23 protein-coding genes are annotated in these 20,587 nt (G+C 70.3%); 16 read left to right on the top strand and 7 right to left on the bottom strand.

Annotation, left to right across the window (positions count from 1 at the left end; genetic code table 11):
• The first annotated feature begins 6 nt into the window (after positions 1-6).
• On the top strand, positions 7-669 hold the full coding sequence (locus tag NBY69_RS01695) for a response regulator transcription factor (RefSeq protein WP_250297778.1): 663 nt from the start codon (positions 7-9) through the stop codon (positions 667-669).
• A 41-nt stretch (positions 670-710) separates the two neighbouring features.
• A complete protein-coding gene (locus NBY69_RS01690; protein WP_250298016.1) occupies positions 711-2,156 on the top strand; it encodes a cell wall metabolism sensor histidine kinase WalK in 1,446 nt (481 codons plus the stop codon).
• Positions 2,157-2,172: 16 nt separating this feature from the next.
• Here NBY69_RS01690 and NBY69_RS01685 read toward each other — a convergent pair whose 3' ends face one another.
• The 4 genes from NBY69_RS01685 to NBY69_RS01670 form a co-directional block, all read right to left on the bottom strand.
• Entirely contained in the window at positions 2,173-2,646 is a 474-nt protein-coding gene (locus NBY69_RS01685; protein ID WP_250297777.1) for a MarR family winged helix-turn-helix transcriptional regulator, read from the bottom strand.
• Positions 2,647-2,754: 108 nt separating this feature from the next.
• Positions 2,755-3,531, bottom strand: coding sequence for an AIM24 family protein (locus NBY69_RS01680; RefSeq protein ID WP_250297776.1), 777 nt, complete (start codon positions 3,529-3,531; stop codon positions 2,755-2,757).
• Positions 3,528-4,178: an AIM24 family protein gene (locus tag NBY69_RS01675; protein WP_250297775.1), complete on the bottom strand. Its 651-nt coding sequence runs from the start codon at positions 4,176-4,178 to the stop codon at positions 3,528-3,530. The genes NBY69_RS01680 and NBY69_RS01675 overlap by 4 nt, the downstream gene beginning before the upstream one ends.
• On the bottom strand, positions 4,178-4,816 hold the full coding sequence (locus NBY69_RS01670; protein ID WP_250297774.1) for an AIM24 family protein: 639 nt from the start codon (positions 4,814-4,816) through the stop codon (positions 4,178-4,180). Before NBY69_RS01670 ends, NBY69_RS01675 begins: the two co-directional genes overlap by 1 nt.
• A gap of 177 nt (positions 4,817-4,993) precedes the next feature.
• Between NBY69_RS01670 and NBY69_RS01665 the strand changes: the two genes are divergently transcribed.
• The 8 genes from NBY69_RS01665 to NBY69_RS01630 all read left to right on the top strand — a co-directional run bounded on the left by NBY69_RS01665 (position 4,994) and on the right by NBY69_RS01630 (position 10,640).
• Positions 4,994-5,341 (top strand): DUF3817 domain-containing protein, encoded by a 348-nt coding sequence (locus NBY69_RS01665; RefSeq protein ID WP_250297773.1) that lies wholly within the window; start codon positions 4,994-4,996, stop codon positions 5,339-5,341.
• Positions 5,338-5,631, top strand: coding sequence for an MTH1187 family thiamine-binding protein (locus NBY69_RS01660; protein ID WP_250297772.1), 294 nt, complete (start codon positions 5,338-5,340; stop codon positions 5,629-5,631). Before NBY69_RS01665 ends, NBY69_RS01660 begins: the two co-directional genes overlap by 4 nt.
• A 73-nt stretch (positions 5,632-5,704) precedes the next feature.
• Positions 5,705-6,214 (top strand): MarR family winged helix-turn-helix transcriptional regulator, encoded by a 510-nt coding sequence (locus NBY69_RS01655; RefSeq protein ID WP_250297771.1) that lies wholly within the window; start codon positions 5,705-5,707, stop codon positions 6,212-6,214.
• Positions 6,215-6,300: 86 nt separating this feature from the next.
• Complete coding sequence (locus NBY69_RS01650; RefSeq protein WP_250297770.1) at positions 6,301-6,639, top strand: DUF3817 domain-containing protein; 339 nt, start codon at positions 6,301-6,303, stop codon at positions 6,637-6,639.
• 73 nt (positions 6,640-6,712) lie between these two features.
• A complete protein-coding gene (locus tag NBY69_RS01645; RefSeq protein WP_250297769.1) occupies positions 6,713-8,413 on the top strand; it encodes a methylmalonyl-CoA mutase in 1,701 nt (566 codons plus the stop codon).
• A 91-nt stretch (positions 8,414-8,504) separates the two neighbouring features.
• The gene (locus NBY69_RS01640) at positions 8,505-8,960 is read left to right on the top strand and encodes a MarR family winged helix-turn-helix transcriptional regulator (protein ID WP_250297768.1); all 456 of its coding nucleotides are present in this window, start codon (positions 8,505-8,507) and stop codon (positions 8,958-8,960) included.
• Positions 8,957-9,820: an ABC transporter ATP-binding protein gene (locus tag NBY69_RS01635; RefSeq protein ID WP_250297767.1), complete on the top strand. Its 864-nt coding sequence runs from the start codon at positions 8,957-8,959 to the stop codon at positions 9,818-9,820. The genes NBY69_RS01640 and NBY69_RS01635 overlap by 4 nt, the downstream gene beginning before the upstream one ends.
• Complete coding sequence (locus NBY69_RS01630; RefSeq protein ID WP_250297766.1) at positions 9,780-10,640, top strand: ABC transporter permease; 861 nt, start codon at positions 9,780-9,782, stop codon at positions 10,638-10,640. Before NBY69_RS01635 ends, NBY69_RS01630 begins: the two co-directional genes overlap by 41 nt.
• 58 nt (positions 10,641-10,698) lie before the next feature.
• On the opposite strand, the gene NBY69_RS01625 is transcribed toward NBY69_RS01630, so the two are convergent.
• Together NBY69_RS01625 and NBY69_RS01620 are read right to left on the bottom strand one after the other, a co-directional pair.
• Positions 10,699-12,114 (bottom strand): cell wall metabolism sensor histidine kinase WalK, encoded by a 1,416-nt coding sequence (locus tag NBY69_RS01625; RefSeq protein WP_250297765.1) that lies wholly within the window; start codon positions 12,112-12,114, stop codon positions 10,699-10,701.
• Positions 12,111-12,830, bottom strand: a complete 720-nt coding sequence (locus tag NBY69_RS01620) for a response regulator transcription factor (RefSeq protein WP_374211184.1) — start codon at positions 12,828-12,830, stop codon at positions 12,111-12,113. The genes NBY69_RS01625 and NBY69_RS01620 overlap by 4 nt, the downstream gene beginning before the upstream one ends.
• 64 nt (positions 12,831-12,894) lie before the next feature.
• On the opposite strand from NBY69_RS01620, the gene NBY69_RS01615 reads away from it, so the two are divergent.
• Positions 12,895-14,025 (top strand): glycosyltransferase, encoded by a 1,131-nt coding sequence (locus tag NBY69_RS01615; protein WP_250297763.1) that lies wholly within the window; start codon positions 12,895-12,897, stop codon positions 14,023-14,025.
• A gap of 32 nt (positions 14,026-14,057) precedes the next feature.
• Complete coding sequence (locus NBY69_RS01610; protein WP_250298015.1) at positions 14,058-15,095, top strand: SDR family NAD(P)-dependent oxidoreductase; 1,038 nt, start codon at positions 14,058-14,060, stop codon at positions 15,093-15,095.
• 25 nt (positions 15,096-15,120) lie between these two features.
• Here NBY69_RS01610 and NBY69_RS01605 read toward each other — a convergent pair whose 3' ends face one another.
• Positions 15,121-15,744 carry a TetR/AcrR family transcriptional regulator gene (locus NBY69_RS01605; RefSeq protein WP_250297762.1) on the bottom strand — a complete coding sequence of 208 codons (624 nt, stop codon included), beginning with the start codon at positions 15,742-15,744 and terminating at the stop codon, positions 15,121-15,123.
• Between the two features lie 316 nt (positions 15,745-16,060).
• Between NBY69_RS01605 and NBY69_RS01600 the strand changes: the two genes are divergently transcribed.
• From NBY69_RS01600 to NBY69_RS01585, 4 genes are all read left to right on the top strand, one after another.
• Complete coding sequence (locus NBY69_RS01600; RefSeq protein WP_250297761.1) at positions 16,061-17,038, top strand: tetratricopeptide repeat protein; 978 nt, start codon at positions 16,061-16,063, stop codon at positions 17,036-17,038.
• Positions 17,039-17,690: 652 nt separating this feature from the next.
• Positions 17,691-18,326 carry a DUF6230 family protein gene (locus NBY69_RS01595; protein ID WP_250297760.1) on the top strand — a complete coding sequence of 212 codons (636 nt, stop codon included), beginning with the start codon at positions 17,691-17,693 and terminating at the stop codon, positions 18,324-18,326.
• A 91-nt stretch (positions 18,327-18,417) separates the two neighbouring features.
• On the top strand, positions 18,418-19,002 hold the full coding sequence (locus NBY69_RS01590) for a DUF6114 domain-containing protein (protein ID WP_250297759.1): 585 nt from the start codon (positions 18,418-18,420) through the stop codon (positions 19,000-19,002).
• A complete protein-coding gene (locus NBY69_RS01585; protein WP_250297758.1) occupies positions 18,992-20,365 on the top strand; it encodes a hypothetical protein in 1,374 nt (457 codons plus the stop codon). Before NBY69_RS01590 ends, NBY69_RS01585 begins: the two co-directional genes overlap by 11 nt.
• Positions 20,366-20,587: the final 222 nt, after the last annotated feature.

The following is a 20,587-nucleotide window of genomic DNA, read 5'->3' as shown; positions in this document are numbered from 1 at the left end:
GTCCCCATGCGCCTTTTGATCGTGGAGGACGAGAAGCGGCTCGCGAGGTCCCTGGCCGCGGGACTCACCGCCGAGGGCTTCGCCGTGGACGTCGTGCACGACGGGCTCGAAGGGCTGTACCGGGCCGGTGAGATCCCGTACGACCTGGTCGTTCTCGACATCATGCTGCCCGGCATGAACGGCTACCGGGTCTGCGCGGCGCTCCGGGCCGCGGGCAACGACGTACCCATCCTGATGCTCACCGCCAAGGACGGCGAGTACGACGAGGCCGAGGGCCTGGACACCGGCGCCGACGACTACCTCACCAAGCCGTTCTCCTACCTCGTCCTCGTCGCCCGGATCAGGGCCCTGATCCGGCGCCGGTCCGCCGGGCGCCCGTCGCCCGTGCTGACCGCGGGGGAGCTGAGCATCGACACCGCCACCCGCCGGGTGCACTGCGGTGACGACGAAGTCGCCCTCACCGCCAAGGAGTTCGCCGTACTGGAACAGCTCGCCGTGCGCGCGGGCGAAGTGGTCGGCAAGCCGGAGATCCTGGAGCACGTCTGGGACTTCGCCTACGAGGGCGACCCGAACATCGTCGAGGTGTACGTCAGCGCGCTGCGCCGCAAGCTGGGTGCCGGGCGCATCGAGACGGTACGCGGCGCCGGGTACCGGCTGGTGTCCCGGTGACCCGCGATCCGGTGACCAGCGATCCGGTGACCCGCACCCCGATGACCCGCAACCCGGTGCGGCGGCTCTTCGGCTCGGTACGGGCGAAGGCCGCGCTCGGCGCGACGGCCGTCGTCGCCGTCGCACTGGTCGCCGCCGGGCTGTCCGTCCTGCTGGTCCTGCGCTCCCACCTCACCGAACAGACCGATCTGCGGGCCGAGGTGGCCGCCCAGGGCGTCGCCTCGCAGGTCGCCCTCGACGTTCCGTACGGCAAGCTCCACCTGCCCGACTCCGACGAGAACCCGGTACAGGTGGTGACCGAGCACGGCCGGGTGCGTGCGGTCAGCGACGATCTGGACGCCGTGACCGGGACGGCCACCACCGAGGTACGGCCGCGGGCGCCGTCCGCGGACGACGACGATGGCGACCACGACGACGACCACGACAGCGGACACGGCAGCGACGACCCGCCCCGCGGCGAAGTCTCCCGCGACAGGACGCACTTCGGCTCCGGCACGGCGACCGTCGACGGTGACACCGCCGACTACCGCTTCGCCGCGGTGGAGGTGACCAACGGCAGTGACGAGACCCTCGTGGTGTACGCGGGCGCGCCCCTGGCCACCGAGCAGAGCGCCGTCACCACGGTCCGCGACGCGATGCTCGTCGGCCTGCCGGTCCTGTTGCTCGTCGTCGCCGGCGTCACCTGGCTGGTCACCCGCCGTGCGCTGCGCCCGGTCGAGGGGATCCGGCGCGAGATGGCGGCGGTCACCGCCTCCGAGGACCTGACCCGCCGGGTGCCCGAGCCCCGTTCGCACGACGAGATCGCCCGGCTGGCCCGTACGACCAACGAGACCCTCGCCGCACTGGAGACGTCCGTCGACCGCCAGCGGCGCTTCGTCGCGGACGCCTCGCACGAACTGCGCAGCCCGATCGCGAGTCTGCGCACCCAGCTGGAAGTCGGCTCCGCGCACCCGGAGTTGCTCGATGTGGACGGCGCGGTCGCGGACACCGTACGGCTGCAGCAACTCGCCGCCGACCTGCTGCTGCTCGCGCGGCTGGACGCGGGAGAACGGCCGGGGGAGGGCAGGATCGACCTGCGGGCGCTGGTGTGCGAGGAGGTGTCCCAGCGGCGCACGGGGCGGGTCCCGGTGACGGTCCACGCCCCTGACGGACTCGAAGTGGCGGGCTCGCGCGGGCAGTTGGCGCGGGTGATCGGCAATCTGCTGGACAACGCGCAGCGGCACGCCCGTACCGCGGTCACGGTGTCCCTGCGTGCGGAGGCCGGCTATGTCGTCACGGAGGTGGCCGACGACGGCCCGGGGGTGCCCGCCGCGGAGCGCGAGCGGATCTTCGAGCGGTTCGTACGGCTCGACGACGCGCGGACCCGGGACGACGGTGGTGCCGGTCTCGGCCTTGCCATCGCCCGCGACGTGGCCCACCGGCACGGTGGCACGCTCACGGTCGGCGACGGCGCCGCTTTCGTGCTGCGGCTCCCCGCGTCGGCATAGGCCCGGTCCGGACGGCTCAGGCCTTGCGGAGTCCCCGGAGCTGATCCGCGACCGGCGTCAGCGACTCACGCAGGTCGGCCAGCGCCTCGGGGGTCAGCAGGCCGACGAAGTGGTTGCGCACCGACGCGACATGGTGCGGTGCGACCTTCTGCATGGTCTCGCCGCCGAGGTCGGTGAGGACGGCGAACAGCCCGCGCCGGTCGGACTCGCAGTGCTCCCTGCGGACCAGTTCGGCCTTCTCCATGCGGGTGATCTGGTGCGAGAGGCGGCTCTTGGACTGGAGGGTGGCGGCGGCGAGATCGCTCATCCGCATCCGCTTGTCCTCCGCCTCCGAGAGATTGACCAGGATCTCGTAGTCGTTCATGGTCAGCCCGAACGGCTGGAGGTCCTTCTCCAGCTGATACGTCAGCAGCCTGTTGACGTCCAGGTAGGTGCGCCAGGCGCACTGCTCGGCATCGCTCAGCCAAGGGGTGGCTGTCTCGGTCTCCATGATGAGAATTCTACCTAAGAAGTTGAATATTGGACAATTCTGGGAGGGGGTGACGCATGACACGCGTCGGGGTTCAGGTGTTCGACGTCACCCTCCGCAGACTATCGCTCACAGCCCGAAGCGGCGCTGAAGATCTCCGACCTGGCCGGGAAACCGCGATCCTGCGCTGTTTTGGCCGGAACGCGGTCCTTGTCCACCAGGAATTCCGGGCTCGTCCGGCACCGGCCCGGTCGGCTGCTCCGGCAGCAGCGCCTCGGTCGACTGGAGCAGCACGGTCCCGGCCCCCACGAACTCGAACTGGTGCTCCTCGCCGGACGTACCGCCGAGACCGGTGAGCGATCTGATCCCGCCCAGCACCCCTGTCATGTAGGCGTGGTCGTAGTGGTGGCACGGCGACGGACAGTCCGCCCAGCCGACCAGCGCCTGCGGGTCCACCCGGATCGGCGGCTCCATGAAGACGACGGGACCGTTCGAGGCGGCCACGAACGTGCCCGTGCCGAGCAGCGTGAGGAAGCCCGGCACGATCGACTGCTTCAGGGCCAGCGAGGGCTCGAAGGCCAGCAGGTTCCCCGAGCGGATCGTGAGGTTGCCGTCCTCCAGGTCGTACGAATTCACATCGAAGGCCCGGTCGGCGAGCAGCATCTTCCCCGAGCCCTCCGCCACCACCCAGTCCGCGGCGTGGATCGGCGAGTGGAAGCTGCTGCGCAGCAGATGGTCGAGGCGGCCGTTACCGAATCCGCTGTAGTCGATGCGCCCGTAGTAGGCGATCATCTTGCCCTTCTGCAGGAACCACTGACTGCTCTTGAGCTCCACGCAGAAGGTGTAGTTGTTGACGTTGTCGTTGGCGGGCAACGTCAACGGGTCGTGGACCACGGGTCCCGTCACAGCTTCTCCTCCGAGGCCTGTACGTACACCGAGCCGTTGCCCGACAGCTCCAGCTGGAACGCCTCGCCCGAGCCCCGGCCGACCATCTCCCGCCAGCCGAGCGCCGCGGAGAGCTTGTTGCGTACGTCCCCGTGGTGGGCGACGTACGCCTGTGGATCGACGTGCACCGGCCGCTGCGGCGTGATCGGCAGCTCCACGACCCCGCCGTGTGCCATCACCGCCACCGCGCCGTGGCCCTTCAGCGTCGTGGTGAAGAGCCCCTGGCCGGCCACCTGGCCGCGCACCATCCCCATGACCCCGCCCTGCGAGCCCATGAACATCGTGCCCTGCTTGAGCGACCCGTCGAACGCCAGCAGCCGGTCCGCCTCCACGTACAGGGTGTCGCCGGCCAGGGTGATCAGCTGGATGTGGTGGCCGCCGTGACCGAACATCACCGTGCCGTTCCCCTCGACCGTCATCAGCGGGGTCGCCTCGTTCGCCACCCGCCGCCCGATCATGGACAGCACCCCGCCCTGCCCGCCCTGGATGTTCGGGGTGAAGGTCACGTCGCCCTTGTACGCGAGCATCGCGCCGCGCTGGCAGTACAGCTTCTGGCCGGGGACCACCGTCGCCTCGACCATCTTCGAGTTGATCTCACCGAACGGCATCAGACGTCGCCCCCGATGGTGGAACGCTCGCTGGGCTGCACGTACACCAGGCCCTCGCCCTCGAAGCGGATCTGGAAGGACTCGCCGGACCCCTCGCCCATGAACGTGCGGAAGCCGACACCCGTCTGGAAGTGCTGCCGGAGACTGCCGGTGTGCGCGATGTACGCGCCGGGGTCGACCTGGAGCGGGTACTGGGGGCTCACCCGCAGCACGACCGCCGGACCGTCCGACAGGATCGCGGCCTGCCCGGTCCCCTCGACGGTGGTGGTGAACAGACCGTTGCCCTGGGAGGCGCCGCGCAGGCCGGTGAAGGTCGTCCCGGTGCGCAGCCCGGCGTCCGTGCAGAGGAGGTTGCTCGCCTCGACATGGAGCTTCTCGCCGTGCAGCGCGACGAGATTGATCTCGGTGGCACGGTCCGCGAAGTAGCACGTGCCCTTGCCACGCACCTCCATCACGGTCATCTGCTCACCGGTCAGCCGCCGGGTCACCATCCCGCGGAGGCCCTCACCGCCGCCGGTCATCTTCTTGAAGGTCATCTGGCCGTCGTAGGCGACCATCGAGCCGTTCTTCGCTTTGACGGCGTCGCCTGTCATGTCGACGGCGAGCATCCTGCTGCCTTGGAGTCGGAACTGAGCCACAGGAACGACGGTATCGGCCCGGGGCAAGGGCGAACAGGGTCCCCAGGGTGTGGACGCACCCTGAAAGAGCCCTGATATGTGGGGCTGCCACAATGGTTCCGAGTTTGTGCGTGCTTTCACAAGATCACGCGTACGTGTGATCACGCCCCCCGTCGCCCGCTGCTGAAGGTTTCCTCCGTGGACATCAAGACCGCATCCGCAATCCGCCGCCTCCGCCTGGTATCCGCCCCCGAAGGCGTCTCCTTCCTGCTGCTGCTCGTCTGCTCCGTGCTCAAGCGGACGACGGACTTCAACGCGGTGCCGGTGATGGGCATGGTGCACGGCATCCTCTTCGTGCTCTACGTGATCTTCTGGGCGGACGCCTGGAACCGCACCAAGTGGCCCGCGAAGACCGCCGCCCTCTACTTCGTCCTCTCGGTGCTGCCGACCGGCGGCTTCTTCGCCGAGCGCAAGCTGCGCCGCGAGGCCGAGAACGCGATCATCGCCTCCCGCGCGCGCCGCGAAGGCGTGGTGGAGGCGTCATGATCGTCGCCTTCTCGGTCTCCCCGCTGGGTGTGGGCGAGGACGTCGGTGAGTACGTCGCCGACGCCGTCCGCGTCGTACGCGAGTCGGGGCTCCCCAACCGCACGGACGCGATGTTCACCTCGATCGAGGGCGAGTGGGACGAGGTCATGGACGTCGTGAAGCGCGCCGTCGCCGCGGTCGAGGCGCGTGCGCCGCGGGTCTCGCTCGTACTGAAGGCCGACATCCGGCCGGGCGTCACGGACGGTCTGACCTCCAAGGTCGAAACCGTGGAGCGGCATCTCGCCGATTAGTCCCTACCTCCGGATCGGACCGAAAGGCGAGACAGGGCTGACCGGCATATGACCGGCCGGTAGGGTCGATGCCGTGCCGAAGCCGCTCAGTCTTGCCTTCGATCCCATCGCGCGCGCCGACGAACTCTGGCAGCAGCGCTGGGGACCCGTGCCCTCGATGGCCGCGATCACCTCCATCATGCGTGCGCACCAGATCCTGCTCGCGGAGGTCGACGCGGTCGTCAAGCCGTACGGGCTGACCTTCGCGCGCTACGAGGCGCTCGTCCTGCTCACCTTCTCCAAGGCCGGAGAGCTGCCGATGTCCAAGATCGGTGAGCGGCTGATGGTGCATCCCACCTCGGTGACGAACACCGTCGACCGGCTGGTGAAGTCGGGCCTGGTCGACAAGCGCCCCAACCCGAACGACGGGCGGGGCACGCTGGCCTCCATCACCGACAAGGGCCGCGAGGTCGTCGAGGAGGCCAGCGCGGATCTGATGAAGATGGACTTCGGGCTGCGCGCCTACGACGCGGAGGAGTGCGCGGAGATCTTCGCGATGCTCAGGCCGCTGCGGGTGGCCGCGGAGGATTTCGAGGACTCCTGAGCCGTGTTCTGGCAGGTGGGAGCGGCCGTCGGGGGATCGGCAACCCCGCCGAAGATCGCCCGCCCTGTCCGGATACGCTCGACTCCATGAAACGAAGCGTGCTGACCCGCTACCGCGTGATGGCCTATGTCACCGGTGTGCTGCTGGTCCTGCTCACCCTCGGCGTCATCGCCAAGTACCTGCTGGACATCGACGGGGCGACCGGCTTTGTCAGCATCGTCGGCATCGCGCACGGCTGGCTGTACGTCGTGTACCTCGTCTTCGCCTTCGACCTGGGCTCCAAGGCCAAGTGGCCGGTGACGAAGCAGCTCTGGGTGCTGCTGGCGGGAACGATTCCGACCGCGGCTTTCTTTGTCGAGCGCAAGATCTCCAAGGAGCTGGAACCGCAGGTCAGGGAGCCGGTCCCGGCTGCGGCCAAGGCGTAACCCCCACCGCCCGTGCGATGCGCGGGCGGTTTGCCGTCGACATTTACTTGGACGTCCTAGTAAATTCGAGTGCATGGACGCTCACGCCGTTGAAGAAGGCCGCCGCCGCTGGCAGGCCCGGTACGACAAGGCCCGCAAGCGGGACGCCGATTTCACCACGCTCTCCGGTGACCAGGTGGACCCGGTGTACGGACCCCGGCCCGGGGACACGTACGAGGGGTTCGAGCGGATCGGCTGGCCGGGCGAGTACCCCTACACCCGGGGTCTGCACGCCACCGGATACCGCGGCCGTACCTGGACCATCAGGCAGTTCGCCGGTTTCGGCAACGCCCGGCAGACCAACGAGCGGTACAAGACGATCCTCGCCAACGGCGGCGGCGGCCTCTCGGTCGCCTTCGACATGCCGACCCTGATGGGCCGAGACTCCGACGAGCCGAAGGCGCTCGGCGAGGTCGGCCACTGCGGGGTCGCCATCGACTCGGCCGCCGACATGGAGGTCCTCTTCCAGGACATCCCGCTCGGCGACGTCACCACGTCGATGACGATCAGCGGCCCGGCCGTCCCGGTCTTCTGCATGTACCTGGTCGCCGCCGAGCGCCAGGGCATCGACCCGGCCGTGCTCAACGGCACGCTCCAGACGGACATCTTCAAGGAGTACATCGCGCAGAAGGAGTGGCTCTTCCAGCCCGAGCCGCATCTGCGCCTGATCGGTGACCTGATGGAGCACTGCGCCGCCTCCATCCCCGCGTACAAGCCGCTCTCGGTCTCCGGCTACCACATCCGCGAGGCGGGCGCGACGGCCGCGCAGGAGCTGGCGTACACCCTGGCCGACGGCTTCGGCTACGTGGAGCTCGGCCTCTCCCGCGGCATGGACGTGGACGTCTTCGCGCCCGGCCTCAGCTTCTTCTTCGACGCGCACGTCGACTTCTTCGAGGAGATCGCCAAGTTCCGTGCGGCGCGCAGGATCTGGGCGCGCTGGATGAAGGACGTGTACGGCGCCCGGACCGACAAGGCGCAGTGGCTCCGTTTCCACACCCAGACGGCCGGTGTGTCGCTGACCGCGCAGCAGCCGTACAACAACGTCGTACGGACCGCGGTCGAGGCGCTGGCCGCGGTCCTCGGCGGCACCAACTCCCTGCACACCAACGCCCTGGACGAGACCCTCGCGCTGCCGAGCGAGCAGGCGGCGGAGATCGCCCTGCGCACGCAGCAGGTGCTGATGGAGGAGACGGGCGTCGCCAATGTGGCCGACCCGCTCGGCGGTTCCTGGTACATCGAGCAGCTCACCGACCGCATCGAGGCCGACGCCGAGAAGATCTTCGAGCAGATCAAGGAGCGCGGCCTGCGCGCGCACCCCGACGGGCAGCACCCGATCGGGCCGGTCACCTCGGGGATCCTGCGCGGCATCGAGGACGGCTGGTTCACCGGGGAGATCGCCGAGTCGGCCTTCCAGTACCAGCGCTCGGTGGAGAAGGGCGACAAGCGGGTCGTCGGCGTCAACTGCCTGCACGGCTCGGTGACGGGCGACCTGGAGATCCTGCGGGTCAGCCACGAGGTGGAACGCGACCAGGTCGAGGACCTGACAGGCCGCAAGGCGGCCCGGGACGAGACCCGCGTGCGGTCCGCGCTGGACGCCATGCTGGCAGCGGCCCGGGACGGCTCGAACATGATCGAGCCGATGCTGGCCGCGGTCCGGGTGGAGGCGACGCTCGGCGAGATCTGCGGGGTGCTGCGGGACGAGTGGGGGGTGTACACGGAGCCGCCCGGGTTCTGAGCGGTCTGGATCCCGGGCGCCGGGCCCGGGTCCTGGACGCGGTACCGGGCGCGCCGGGCAATACCTCGGAGGCAGAGCTAAAATTGGGCTCATGGCCACGGGAGAGTTCCCCGACTCGCTCGCCGACGCCCTGGCCGGTGTTCACCGGCTGATCCGGCGGCGGTTGCGCCGGGAGCTGCGTGCCCCGCCGCTGCGCGGCGCACAGGCCGAGCTTCTGCGGCTGGTCGCCGGCAGCCCCGGTATCCGGGTCTCGGCCGCGGCCAAGGAGCTGTGTCTGGCCGGGAATTCGGTCTCCACGCTGGTGAACCAGCTCACCCACGTCGGGTACCTGCGCCGCGAGAGGGACCCGGACGACCGCCGCTCGGTGCGGCTGCTGCTGACCCCCGCGGCCCGCGAACGGCTGCGTGACTGGCAGGAGCGGCGCAGCGAACTGGTCCGTGCCCAGGTGGCCCGGCTGTCCGAGGAGGACCGGGCGGCACTGGCCGCGGCGCTTCCGGCGCTGCGCAGCCTCACCCGGAACCTGCGCGAGGAGGTGGAGGGCTCATGAGTGCTACGGAGTACACCGACCCGGCAGCCGACGGCATCGCGGTCGCCTGCAACGGTCTGGAGTACAGCTTCGGCGAGGCGAAAGCCGTCGACGACGTGGATCTGTCGGTCGAGGCCGGTGAGGTCTTCGGCCTGCTCGGGCCGAACGGAGCGGGCAAGACCACCGTGATCCGCTGCATCACCACCCTGCTGCCGGTCCCGGCGGGCCGCGTGCGGGTCTTCGGGCGCGACGCGGCGAAGGAGCGGATGGCGGTCCGGCGGCTGCTCGGTTACGTACCGCAGCAGCTCTCCGCCGACGCCGGTCTCACCGGGCGGGAGAACGTGACCCTGTTCGCCCGGGTCTTCGACGTCTCCCGCAAGGAACGGGCCGAGCGCGTCGCGCAGGTGCTGGCCGCCGTCGGGCTGACCGACGCGGCCGACCGGCTCGCCAAGACCTACTCCGGCGGCATGATCCGCCGTCTCGAACTCGCCCAGGCGCTGGTCAGCGCTCCCCGGCTGCTGATTCTGGACGAACCGACCATCGGTCTCGACCCGATCGCCAGGACCAGCGTGTGGGAGCACATCGACGCCGTACGGAAAGCCACCGGCATGACCGTGCTGGTGACCACCCACTACATGGACGAGGCCGACCAGTACTGCGACCGGCTCGCGCTGATGCACCTCGGGCGGGTACGGGCCGTCGGTACGCCCGACGAGCTCAGGTCCGCCCTTCGCGAGCGCAATCGCGCCGAGGGCGGCAGCGACCGTCCGCCGACGCTGGAGGACGTCTTCCGGGACGTCGCAGGCAGCGGTCTCGACGAGCAGGGAGGCGAATTCCGTGATGTCCGCACCACGCGCCGCACCGCCACCCGGGTCGGCTGACCCCACCCCGGTGGGCGAGCCGGGACTGCTCCTGGTCCCGCCCAAGGCCCGCACCGGCTGGCGGATGGTCCCGGCCAGGGTCGCCGCGATGTGCCTGGTCGAGCTGCAGAAACTGCGCCACGACCGCACCGAGCTGTACACCAGGGCCATCCAGCCGGCCCTGTGGCTGCTGATCTTCGGTGAGACCTTCACCCGGATCAAGGCCATTCCGACCGGCGGCATTCCGTACATCGACTATCTCGCGCCGGGCATCATCGCCCAGTCCGCGATGTTCATCGCGATCTTCTACGGCATTCAGATCATCTGGGAGCGGGACGCCGGGATTCTCACCAAACTCCTGGTCACGCCGACCCCGAGATCCGCGCTGACCACCGGTAAGGCGTTCGCCGCCGGGGTGAAGGCGCTGATCCAGGCGGTCGTGGTGATCGTCATCGCCGCGCTGCTCGGCGTCGGACTCACCTGGAACCCGCTGCGGCTCCTGGGCGTGGCGGTCGTGGTGATCATGGGTGCGGCCTTCTTCTCCTGTCTGTCGGTGGCCATCGCCGGGATCGTGCTGACCCGTGACCGGCTGATGGGTATCGGACAGGCCATCACGATGCCGTTGTTCTTCGCCTCCAACGCCCTCTACCCGGTCGCGATCATGCCGGGCTGGCTCCAGGCGGTGAGCAAGTTCAATCCACTGAGCTATCAGGTCGACGCCCTGAGAGGTCTGTTGCTGGGCACACCCTCGCACCTGGGTCTCGACTTCGGCGTGTTGGCCGGGGCCGCGCTGGTGAGCATCCTGGTGTCCTCGGCACTGCTGGGGCGGCTCGCCCGGTGACCACGCCGTAGACGCGCCTGACACCGGCCACGGAGGGTTCGCGCCTCGGCCGCCGGCCTCAGGGCAGCACCAGCCGGAACAGCGCCCCGCCGCCCGGCGCCCGCTCCGCCGTGAGTTCGGCCCCGTGCGCGCGGGCGATCTGCCGGGCCATCGCCAGCCCCAGGCCCGATCCGGGGAGCGCGCGGGCCGCCTCCGCCCGGTAGAAGCGGTCGAAGACGTACGGGAGGTCTCCGTCCGCGATCCCGGGTCCGTGATCGCGGACGGTCAGCTCCTCCGCCGTGAGCACCAGCTCGACCTCGCCCCCCGGCTCGGAGAACTTGGCCGCGTTGGAGAGAAGGTTGGCGAACAGCCGGGAGAGCCGGGCCTGGACACCGGGAACGACCGGGTCGGCCAGGATCCGTACCGTGAAGGCGACCCCGGGCCAGTGGCCGCGTGCCGCCGTGGCGGCGTGCTCGACCAGCGGAGCCAGCCGGACGGCCTCCAGGAGCGGGACGGGTTCCTCGTCGCGGGCCAGCTCGATCAGATCGTTCACCAACGTCGTGACCTCATGGATCTGCCGCCCGAGGGCCGCGGCGGCCCTGTCACGCTGGGCGTCGGTCAACCGGTCCGCCCGGGACAGGAGTTCGGCGTTCGTGCGGAGCGCGGTGAGCGGGGTACGCAGCTCGTGGGAGGCGTCCGCCACCAGTCGGCGCTGGGCGGTGACCGACTGTTCCAGCTCACCCAGCATGGCGTTGAACGTGGCGGCCAGCCGGGTGACCTCGTCCTCCCGTGTCACCGGCCCCGGGGGCAGCTCGATGCGGTGGCGCGGATCGCGGGTGGCCGCGATCCGCTCGGCGGCCCGGGTGAGCCGCGCGACCGGTGCCAGGCCGGTGCGTGACACCCAGTAGCCGAGGGCGGCGGCGAAGAGCACACCGACCCCGCCGGCGGCGGCGAGCAGCCAGGCCGTCCGCCGTACGCTCCGCTCCACCGGGTCGGAACGGAGCGCGACCTGCACCGCCTCGCGGTGGCCGAAGGTGGTGGTGAGCATCCGGGTGGGGCGCCCCTGCAGCGTGATGTTGCTGAAGTACGGAGCGCGTCGGCCCGCGGCGACCTCCCGCACCGGCCGCGCGACCGGCAGGAGGTACGGCTTCGACGGGTCACCGGCCGGATCGGCCGGCACGATCTGCGAACAGGCCGGGGAGGCCAGGTAGCGGCATTCGCCCGCCACGACACCCGGCGGCCCACCGGTGTGCCCGCCGCTGACCAGGGCCGCCGACTGGATCAGATTGAGGTCCAGCTGGTGGTAGAGCTCGTACCGCTGCACGAAGAAGGCCGCCGCACACATGCCGAGCGCCACCAGGGCCACCGCGGCGGACGCGGTCAGGGCCAGCCGGGTGCGCAGCGGCCGGCGGCGGCGCCAGCGGGCGCCGAGCCGGTGGGAGGGGGCGGTGCGCGGGGTGCGCCCTCCCACCGGTTCCGCGTCCTGCGCGCTCACGCCAGATCCAGCCGGTAGCCGACGCCGTGCACGGTGTGGACCAGGCGGGGCTCGCCCGCCGCCTCCAGCTTGCGGCGGAGGTAACCGACGTACACCGCGAGGGAGTTGGAGTCCGGGCCGAAGTCCTGCCCCCAGACCCGCTCCAGGATCAGCTCGCGGGTGAGGACCTGCCCCGGGTGGCGCAGCAGGAGTTCGAGCAGGGCGAATTCGGTCCGGCTGAATTCGATCGGGCGCTCGGAGCGGCGGCCGGTGCGGGTCTGCGGGTCGACGGTGAGATCCGCGTACGACAGCGTGGCCCGGTCCTCCTCCGCCGGGGCCGCCCGCCGCAGCAGCGCCCGCACCCGGGCGACGAGTTCGTCGAGGGCGAAGGGCTTCACGAGATAGTCGTCCGCGCCTGCCTCCAGGCCGTCCACCCGCTCGCTCACCGAGTCCAGCGCGGTCAGCACCAGGACGGGCGTACGGTCGCCCACGGCCCGCAGCTGACGGCAGACCCCGAGCCCGTCGAGCACCGGCATCATCACGTCCAGCACGATCGCGTCCGGCTGCCAGGAAGAGACGGTGGAGAGCGCTGCCAGGCCGTCGGCCGCGCCCCGCACCTCGTACCCCTCGACCGCGAGGCCGTCCTCGACCGCCGCGCGCACCTCGGGCTGGTCGTCGACGACCAGGATCTTTCGCTGCTGGGTGCTCACGGAATGCGTGTGCGGGTGCGGGTTCATGGAGCAAAGCCTGCCAAACCCGGCTCTTAGAACCTTCTTACCCCGCGGCGCGAGTGTGCTCCCCATGCGCACACCACCTTCCGTCGTGATCGGCGCGGGCGGCACCGGCGGCCACATCTACCCCGGGCTCGCCCTGGCCGACGCCCTGCGCCGCGCCGCACCCGACGCGGTGATCTCGTTCGTCGGCACCGAACGCGGACTCGAGACCTCGCTCATACCCGGCGCCGGGTACCGGCTCCACACCGTCGACATGATCCCGTTCGACCCCGCGCTGGGCGCCAGGCGCTATCTGCTGCCCGCCGCCCTGCTGAGGTCCGGCATGCAGTGCCGGACCATCCTGCGTGAGCAGCGCGCCCAGGTCGCCGTCGGGATGGGCGGCTACCCCAGCGCGCCGGTCGTCCTCGGCGCGCGGATGGCCGGACTGCCCAGCGTGATCCACGAGTCCAACGCGGTGCCCGGCCGCGCCAACCAGTTCGCCGCCCGCCTCACCCCGCACCTCACCGTCGCCTTCGACCGCAGCCGCGCCCGTCTCGCCGGGGGCGAGAACGCGCTGACCGTCGGCATGCCCATCGCCGCACCGATCGCCACCCTCGACCGCGCGGCCCTGCGGGGCGAGGCCCGGCGTGAGCTGGGCGTCCCCGCCGGGGCGCGGCTGCTGCTGGTGAACGGCGGCAGTCTCGGAGCGGCCCGGCTCACCGCTGCGGCCGTCGGCCTCGCGGCCCGGTGGCAGAGCCGTACCGACGTCCACCTGCTGATCAAGACCGGGCCCGCCGCCCTGGCGGACGCCACGGCGCGGCTGGCCGACGAGGGCGGCGACCGGGTCGCGCGCGCCGTCCCCTACCTCGACCGGATGGACCTCGCGTACGCCGCCGCCGACCTGGTCGTCTGCCGTGCCGGATCGGCGACCGTCGCCGAACTGGCCAGCACCGGGGTGCCCGCGATCCTCGTCCCGTATCCGCACGCACCCGGCGACCACCAGACCCACAACGCACGCGTCCTCTGCGACGCCGGGGCCGGACTGCTGCTCACCGACGCGGCGACGACCGCCGAACGGCTCGCGGAGCTGGCGGGCCCGCTCCTCGCCGACCCGGCCCGGCTCGCCGCGATGAGCGGCGCGGCCGACCCCTCCACCCACGCACGGGCGGCCGACCTGCTGGCCGCCACCGTCCTCTCGTACACGGAGCGTCCCGCATGAACACGAACCCCAGCAGCGCGAACGGCAGCAGCATGAACCCCACCGGCACGAACCCCAGCAGCCGGAGCCACCCGGCCGGGGGCGTGAACTGGCAGAACCGCACCGTCCTCGTCACCGGCGCCGAGGGATTCATCGGTTCGGCCCTTGTCGATCTCCTGGTGGAGCAGGGGGCGAAGGTCCGTGCCTTCGTCCACTACAAGCCGTACGGCGAGAAGGGGAACCTCGCCCACCACCTCGGCTCCCCGCAGGTGGAGATGGTGGCCGGTGACGTCCGCGACGCCGGGCGGGTCGACGACGCCGTCGCGGGCTGTGACACCGTCTTCCATCTGGCCGCGCTGATCGGCATTCCGTACAGCTACGACGCCCCTGGCGCGTATGTCGCGACCAATGTCGTCGGTACCGAGAACATCGCCGAGGCCTGCCGCCGCCACTCCGTGCGCCGTCTCGTCCACACCTCCACGAGCGAGGTGTACGGCACCGCCCGCACCGCCCCCATCAGCGAGCAGCACCCGCTCCAGCCCCAGTCCCCGTACTCCGCGTCCAAGATCGGAGCGGACATGATGGCGCTCTCGCACTGGCACGCGTTCGAGCTCCCGGTGACCGTGGTGCGTCCCTTCAACACCTACGGCCCCCGCCAGTCCGCGCGCGCCGTGATCCCGACGATCCTCGCCCAACTGCACTCCGGGGCACGTGAGATCAGGCTGGGCTCCCTCGCGCCGACCCGTGACTTCACCTACGTCACGGACACGGCGCGAGGCTTCCTCGCACTGGCCGGCTGCGACCGCGCGCTGGGGGAGAGCGTCAATCTGGGTACGGGGCAGGAGATATCGATCGGCGACCTGGCGAACGCCCTGATCGAGGCCTCCGGACGACCGGCCGAGGTCGTCGTCGACCCGGCCCGGCTGCGCCCGTCCGGCAGCGAGGTCCTGCGGCTGCTCTCGGACAACTCCCGCGCCCGCGCCTGGGCGGGCTGGCAGCCCGAAGTCTCCCTGACCGAGGGGCTGAAGCGGACATCGGAGTGGGTCGCGGAGCACCTTCACCTCTTCGCGGCCGACCGCTACCAGGTCTGAGTGGGGAACTCACGCAGAACGGGCCCTACGGGGCCGTGGGCGTCGCGCTCAGCCCGACGCACAGCAGCAGGGTGAACTCGCGTGCCCACGCCCCGTCCACCGGCTCCGCGCTGACCAGCGCCCGGTGCACCACCGCGCCCGCGACCACGTCGAAGATCAGGTCGGTGTGCCGGGCCGAGGCCTCGGGGTCGGCCTCGTAGGGGAGTTCACCGCGCGCCTGGGCGCGCTCGCGGCCGACCGTCACCAGCCGTTTCTGCCGGTCGACGATCGCCGAGCGGATCCGGGCGCGCAGCGCCTCGTCGCTGATCGACTCGGCCACCACCGCCATCAGCGCGGTCTTGGTCTCGGGCCGGGCGAGGAGCGCCGCGAACTGCAGCACCACGCCCTCGATATCGGCCGTCAGGCTGCCCCGGTCGGGCAGTTCGAGCTCGTCGAAGAGGACCGCCACCGCGTCCACGACGAGTTCGTTCTTGTTCGCCCAGCGCCGGTACAGCGTCGTCTTCGCCACTCCGGCACGGGTGGCCACATCGCCCATGGTCAGCTTCGACCAGCCGAGGTCGACCAGCGCGGCCCTCGTCGCCACGAGGATCGCGGCATCGGCTTCCGTGCTGCGGGGGCGACCCGTTCGGGTGGGTTTGCTGATCGGCATGACCGCGACCATACCGGTCAGTAGCTCCGGCGCCGTGAGTCAGATCACGAGAAACTGGCGGCGAAATCCCGCCCGTTGATCGCCGCCGACCAGTTACGCTACGGCTCGTAGCGTAAAGAGCGACAGCCACGTGACAAGCCACTGGCGCCAGGGTGGGGACCCTGCGCCTGTCCCAGGCCCCTCCTCGGGCCGAACGGCCGCGTCTGTCCGTACGCCCCGCATCCGGCGGGGGGTGTACGGGCGGGCCCGGCCGGTACGACGGTGGATTACGCCAACAGCTTTCCTGAACGGGCGGCGGAGGGGGGAGGATGTACGCATGCAGCCTAGGAACATGTCCATGAGCGGCGTCGTCGACCTCGCCGCAGTGAAGGCCGCCGGCGAGGCCCGGCAGAAAGCGGAACAGGCGCGCGCCGAGACCGCCAGGCAGGGCGGCAGCGCCGGTGTGTCGCCCGCCTCGCTGGTGATCGACGTCGACGAAGCCGGTTTCGAGCGCGACGTCATCCAGCGCTCCTCCGAGGTCCCGGTCGTCATCGACTTCTGGGCCGAGTGGTGCGAGCCGTGCAAGCAGCTCGGCCCGTTGCTCGAACGTCTGGCTGTCGCGTACAACGGCCGCTTCCTGCTCGCCAAGGTCGACGTCGACGCCAACCAGATGCTGATGCAGCAGTTCGGGATCCAGGGGATTCCGGCCGTCTTCGCGGTGGTCGCCGGTCAGGCGCTGCCGCTCTTCCAGGGCGCGGCCCCCGAGGCCCAGATCCGGGAGACCCTCGACCAGTTGATCAAGGTCGGCGAGGAGCGCTTCGGGCTCACCGGGATCGTCGTCGACCCCGACGCCGCGCCCGCCGGGGCCGACGCCGAACCGGCGGAGGTGCCGGCCGGCCCCTACGACGCGCTGCTCGAAGCCGCCGTACAGGCGCTGGACGCGAACGACTTCGGCGGCGCCGTCCAGGCGTACAAGAACGTCCTCTCGGACGACCCGGGCAACGAGGAGGCCGCGCTCGGCCTCGCCCAGGCCGAACTGCTCGCGCGGGTGCAGAAGCTCGACCCGCAGCAGGTCCGCGCGGAGGCGGCGGAGAAGCCCGCCGATGTGCCGGCGCAGATCGCCGCGGCCGACCTGGATCTGGTGGGCGGTCATGTCGAGGACGCCTTCGGGCGGTTGGTCGCGGCCGTGCGGTGCACGGTGGGTGACGACCGGGAGGCCGCGCGTGTCCATCTGCTCCAGCTCTTCGAGGTGATCGGGTCCGACGACCCGCGGGTGACGGCCGCGCGTACCGCGCTGGCGCGGGTGCTGTTCTGAACGGTCACCCGGTTTTGAACGGTCACACGGTTCTGAACAGCCACGCTGCTCTGAACAGTCACTAAGCGCGCGGTGCGGGCGAGTTCCGGCTGACGATTTGGCGACACGGAGATAACGGACGGCCGCACTTTGCCAAAACTTGGCAATTGCGGCCGCCTGTTACTCGGAGTAAATGCAGTGCATCCTTCTGCCCGATTATGGGCGTCTACCGCCCCATGTAGCGGCTGGGTCGGCTCCACCCTGTGTGCCTGTGCGATATCGGCCGGTCGCGGTTCGGTTATCCCGCCGTTACTAGCCGGTAATGAACCCCTTGTGTCACAGCCGCGAATGCACCACGATCGGCCACGCTCGGTCCAATAGCGCACCAGCGCGGCATCCGGTCGCGTCGTGGCCACTTGGGTCCCCACCGAGCCGGTCGGCGACAGTGGCGCCGGCTGCGGACAGGGGGGTTCCCGCCACCCGGCGGGGCCTGTCCAGCGGTTGCGCGAACGCGTGGCCAGTGGTTGTCGCTCGGGGGTGATCGCCGGTGCTTCGGACGCGGTTCGCGTTTGTGAAACGGGCGCTCTCCTTCCCGAGGACGTAGCACTTCTCCCATCCCAGGACGGGCTTCGAACCCGGTCCGGAGATGTACGTCCGAGAAGGAGGAAACTAAGTGAGTTCCCAGGTACGTGGCGGAACCAGATGGAAGCGGTTCGCGATCGTCATGGTCCCGAGCGTGGTCGCCACCGCTGCGGTGGGCGTAGGCCTCGCGCAGGGTGCGCTCGCCGCTTCGTTCAGCGTGTCCGGCCAGTCGTTCAAGGTCCACGCCGACAGTCTGGTCGGTCATGACTTCGTCCAGTACGGCAGTGTCGCGACGGGCAGGAACCCGGACGGCAAGGGCGGCGACGCTCACGCGGTGGCCGTGTCGGGCTTCAGCAGTGCGACGATCACCAACATGTGCCAGTCGGTGGTCACGCCGAACCTGCCGTTCGGCCTCGGCACCGTCACGCTCCGGCTGACCGCCGGAACGAACCCCAAGAAGCCGGTCGAGGCGACCAACCTCTACCTCGACATCGCGAGCCTCCAGGCCGACGCGACCTTCGACCACCTCGACATCGGTGTGGCCGCGCAGGAAGCGGGCATCCAGCCCGGCACGGAAAAGAAGGTCGATCCGGACGGCTTCGCGCAGCGCGCCAAGAGCGCGACGCTGACCAACGTGAAGCAGGAGGCGTGGGCGACCACCGCCGGCACGTTCAAGCTCAGCAACCTGAAGCTGGGCCTGACGTCCGGCAAGGCGGAGTGCTACTAAGCACACCCGGGGTGGCCGGGGACGCATGGTCCCCGGCTGCCCGAACCTCTCCACTTCTCAGAGCAACACCGGTACCAGGGAGCTGTTTTCCATGAGCGCCGAGTCCTCGGGTTCCCGCGACTTCACCTACTGGCGGCTTCGCTTCCGCGCGTGGCGGGGCAACCGACCCTTCTGGGCGGGCCTGTTCACGATGGTGGGTGGCCTGCCGATCGCCTACTTCCCGTACGCCAATATGCACCTCGGCAATATGACGCTGGCGATGTCCACCACCGCGGGAGCCGGATCACTGATCATCGGGGTGCTGCTGGTCACCCTCGGCCTGACGATGTGGTTCCACGGGATCGTCAGGGTGTTCGCGGGGATAGCGGCGATCCTGCTGGCGCTGATCTCCCTCCCGGTGGCGAACATCGGCGGCTTCGTCATCGGCTTCCTGCTGTCGATGATCGGTGGGGCCCTCTCGCTCTCCTGGGCTCCCGCGGGGCCGCAGGGCGACCCGGCGCTGCCCGCCCAGGGCGGCTCCGCGGACGGGACGCCGTACGGAGCGGCACCCGGAGTCGCGGCTCCCGCAGGGGAGTTCGCTTTCGACCGGGAGGCCGTCGTCCCGGAGCAGCAGACGGTTGAACCTGACAAGAACACGACAGTGGATGCCAACGGTGGGAGGCACCGTGCGGGGTGACGAAGCGCAGCCGGGTACCACCGAACGCAATGACCTCGGAGAGCGCAGAGGCGGCCGTCACGCGGCCCCCAGGAGATCGTTGCTGACGAAGCTGCACATTCCCGCGAGCAAGGCGATAGCCCTGGCTGCGATGCCGACCGCGGTGTTCGTCGGGATGGGCCTCACCCCCAAGCTGGCGATGGCCGACGACCACGGCGACATCCCGTTCGCGGCCGGTCCGTGCGTCTCCCGCTCCGACGAGCCGAGCGAGTCGGCGAAGCCGTCGGACTCCCCGAAGCCGTCCGACTCCCCGAGCCCCTCGGCCAGTGCGTCGGGCGACACGGCCGGTGACAAGGCCAAGAAGGACGGCAAGAGCGCGGACGTGTCGGCCCAGCCGTCCCCGTCGGCCACCCCGGCGGCGGACGCGACCGACTCCGTGAAGTCCGAGAAGAAGACGTCGGATTCACCGTCCGCCGCCTCGGACCGGGCGGCTGCCTCGTCGAGCCCGTCGCCGACCGCGACGAAGTCGACGAACCCGCTGGACCCGCTGGGTGTGGGGGACGCGCTCAAGAAGCTGTTCAACCCGGACAAGGACACGGCGAGCCCGTCCCCGGACCCGTCGTCCTCCGCGTCGTCCAAGACCTCCGGGCAGACCGCGGCGGAGAAGAAGGCAGCCGAGAAGAAGGCCGCTGACAAGAAGGCGGCCGAGAAGAAGACCGCCGACTCCAAGAAGGCCGACGAGGCCACGGCAGCCGCGAAGACCGAGGCCGACAAGACCGCCGAGAAGATCCGCGAGGCGGCGGCCGAGGCCGGAAAGCCGGTCAAGGACCTGCCCGCGGACGCCAAGGGCCTGGACCCGAAGAAGGACACGGCCATCCCAGACGGCGCCAAGCCGTCCTACCCGTGCCCGACCGCCGATCCCAAGGCGCTCGCCGCGGCCGATCTGGAGCAGGGCATCCCCGCCCTCCCCGACGACCCGTGGACGCTGAACAGTTCGATGCTCACGCTCAACGGGCTCGACTACAAGGGCATCGTCGAGGTCAGGACCGGCAGCGGGAAGATCAAGAAGGTGCTGAAGTTCACCGCTTCGTCGCTGGACATCAAGGACCTGCACCAGACGACCGTCGCCCCCAACGGGGCCACCGGCCACGTCAAGGCGGCAACGGGCTCGACGTCGACCATCCGTGACGGCCAGGTCACGATGTACACGGAGTCGCTGAAGGGCAACCTCTTCGGCCTCATCCCGATCACGTTCAGCCCCGACAGCCCGCCGCCGATCAATGTGCCCTTCGCGTTCTTCACGAAGGTCACCGTGAAGCAGGCAGGCCAGTTCGGCGGCACGCTCCATGTGCCCGGACTCCAGAACTACTTCACCGGCGCCTGACCCGCCGCCGGAGATACGTCCGGGAGCCGCGGAAACAGCTGTGGCCCGCACCCCCGACCGGGGTGCGGGCCACAGCTGTCGACAGGGCGCACCACCCGCGTGAACCGCACCGCCCGTGTGAACCGCACCGGCCGGCCACGGTTCCGCCGCCTGGCCGAGACCTCCGAACCGCCGTGCGGCAGAATCGCCGGGGGCCGTACATCCGGACACGATCCGGTGGTG

The organism is Streptomyces sp. A 4/2 (assembly GCF_940670765.1).
Lineage (GTDB): Bacteria > Actinomycetota > Actinomycetes > Streptomycetales > Streptomycetaceae > Streptomyces.
Note: the sequence above shows the minus strand (reverse complement) of the source record. Positions and strands in the feature narration are given on the sequence as shown.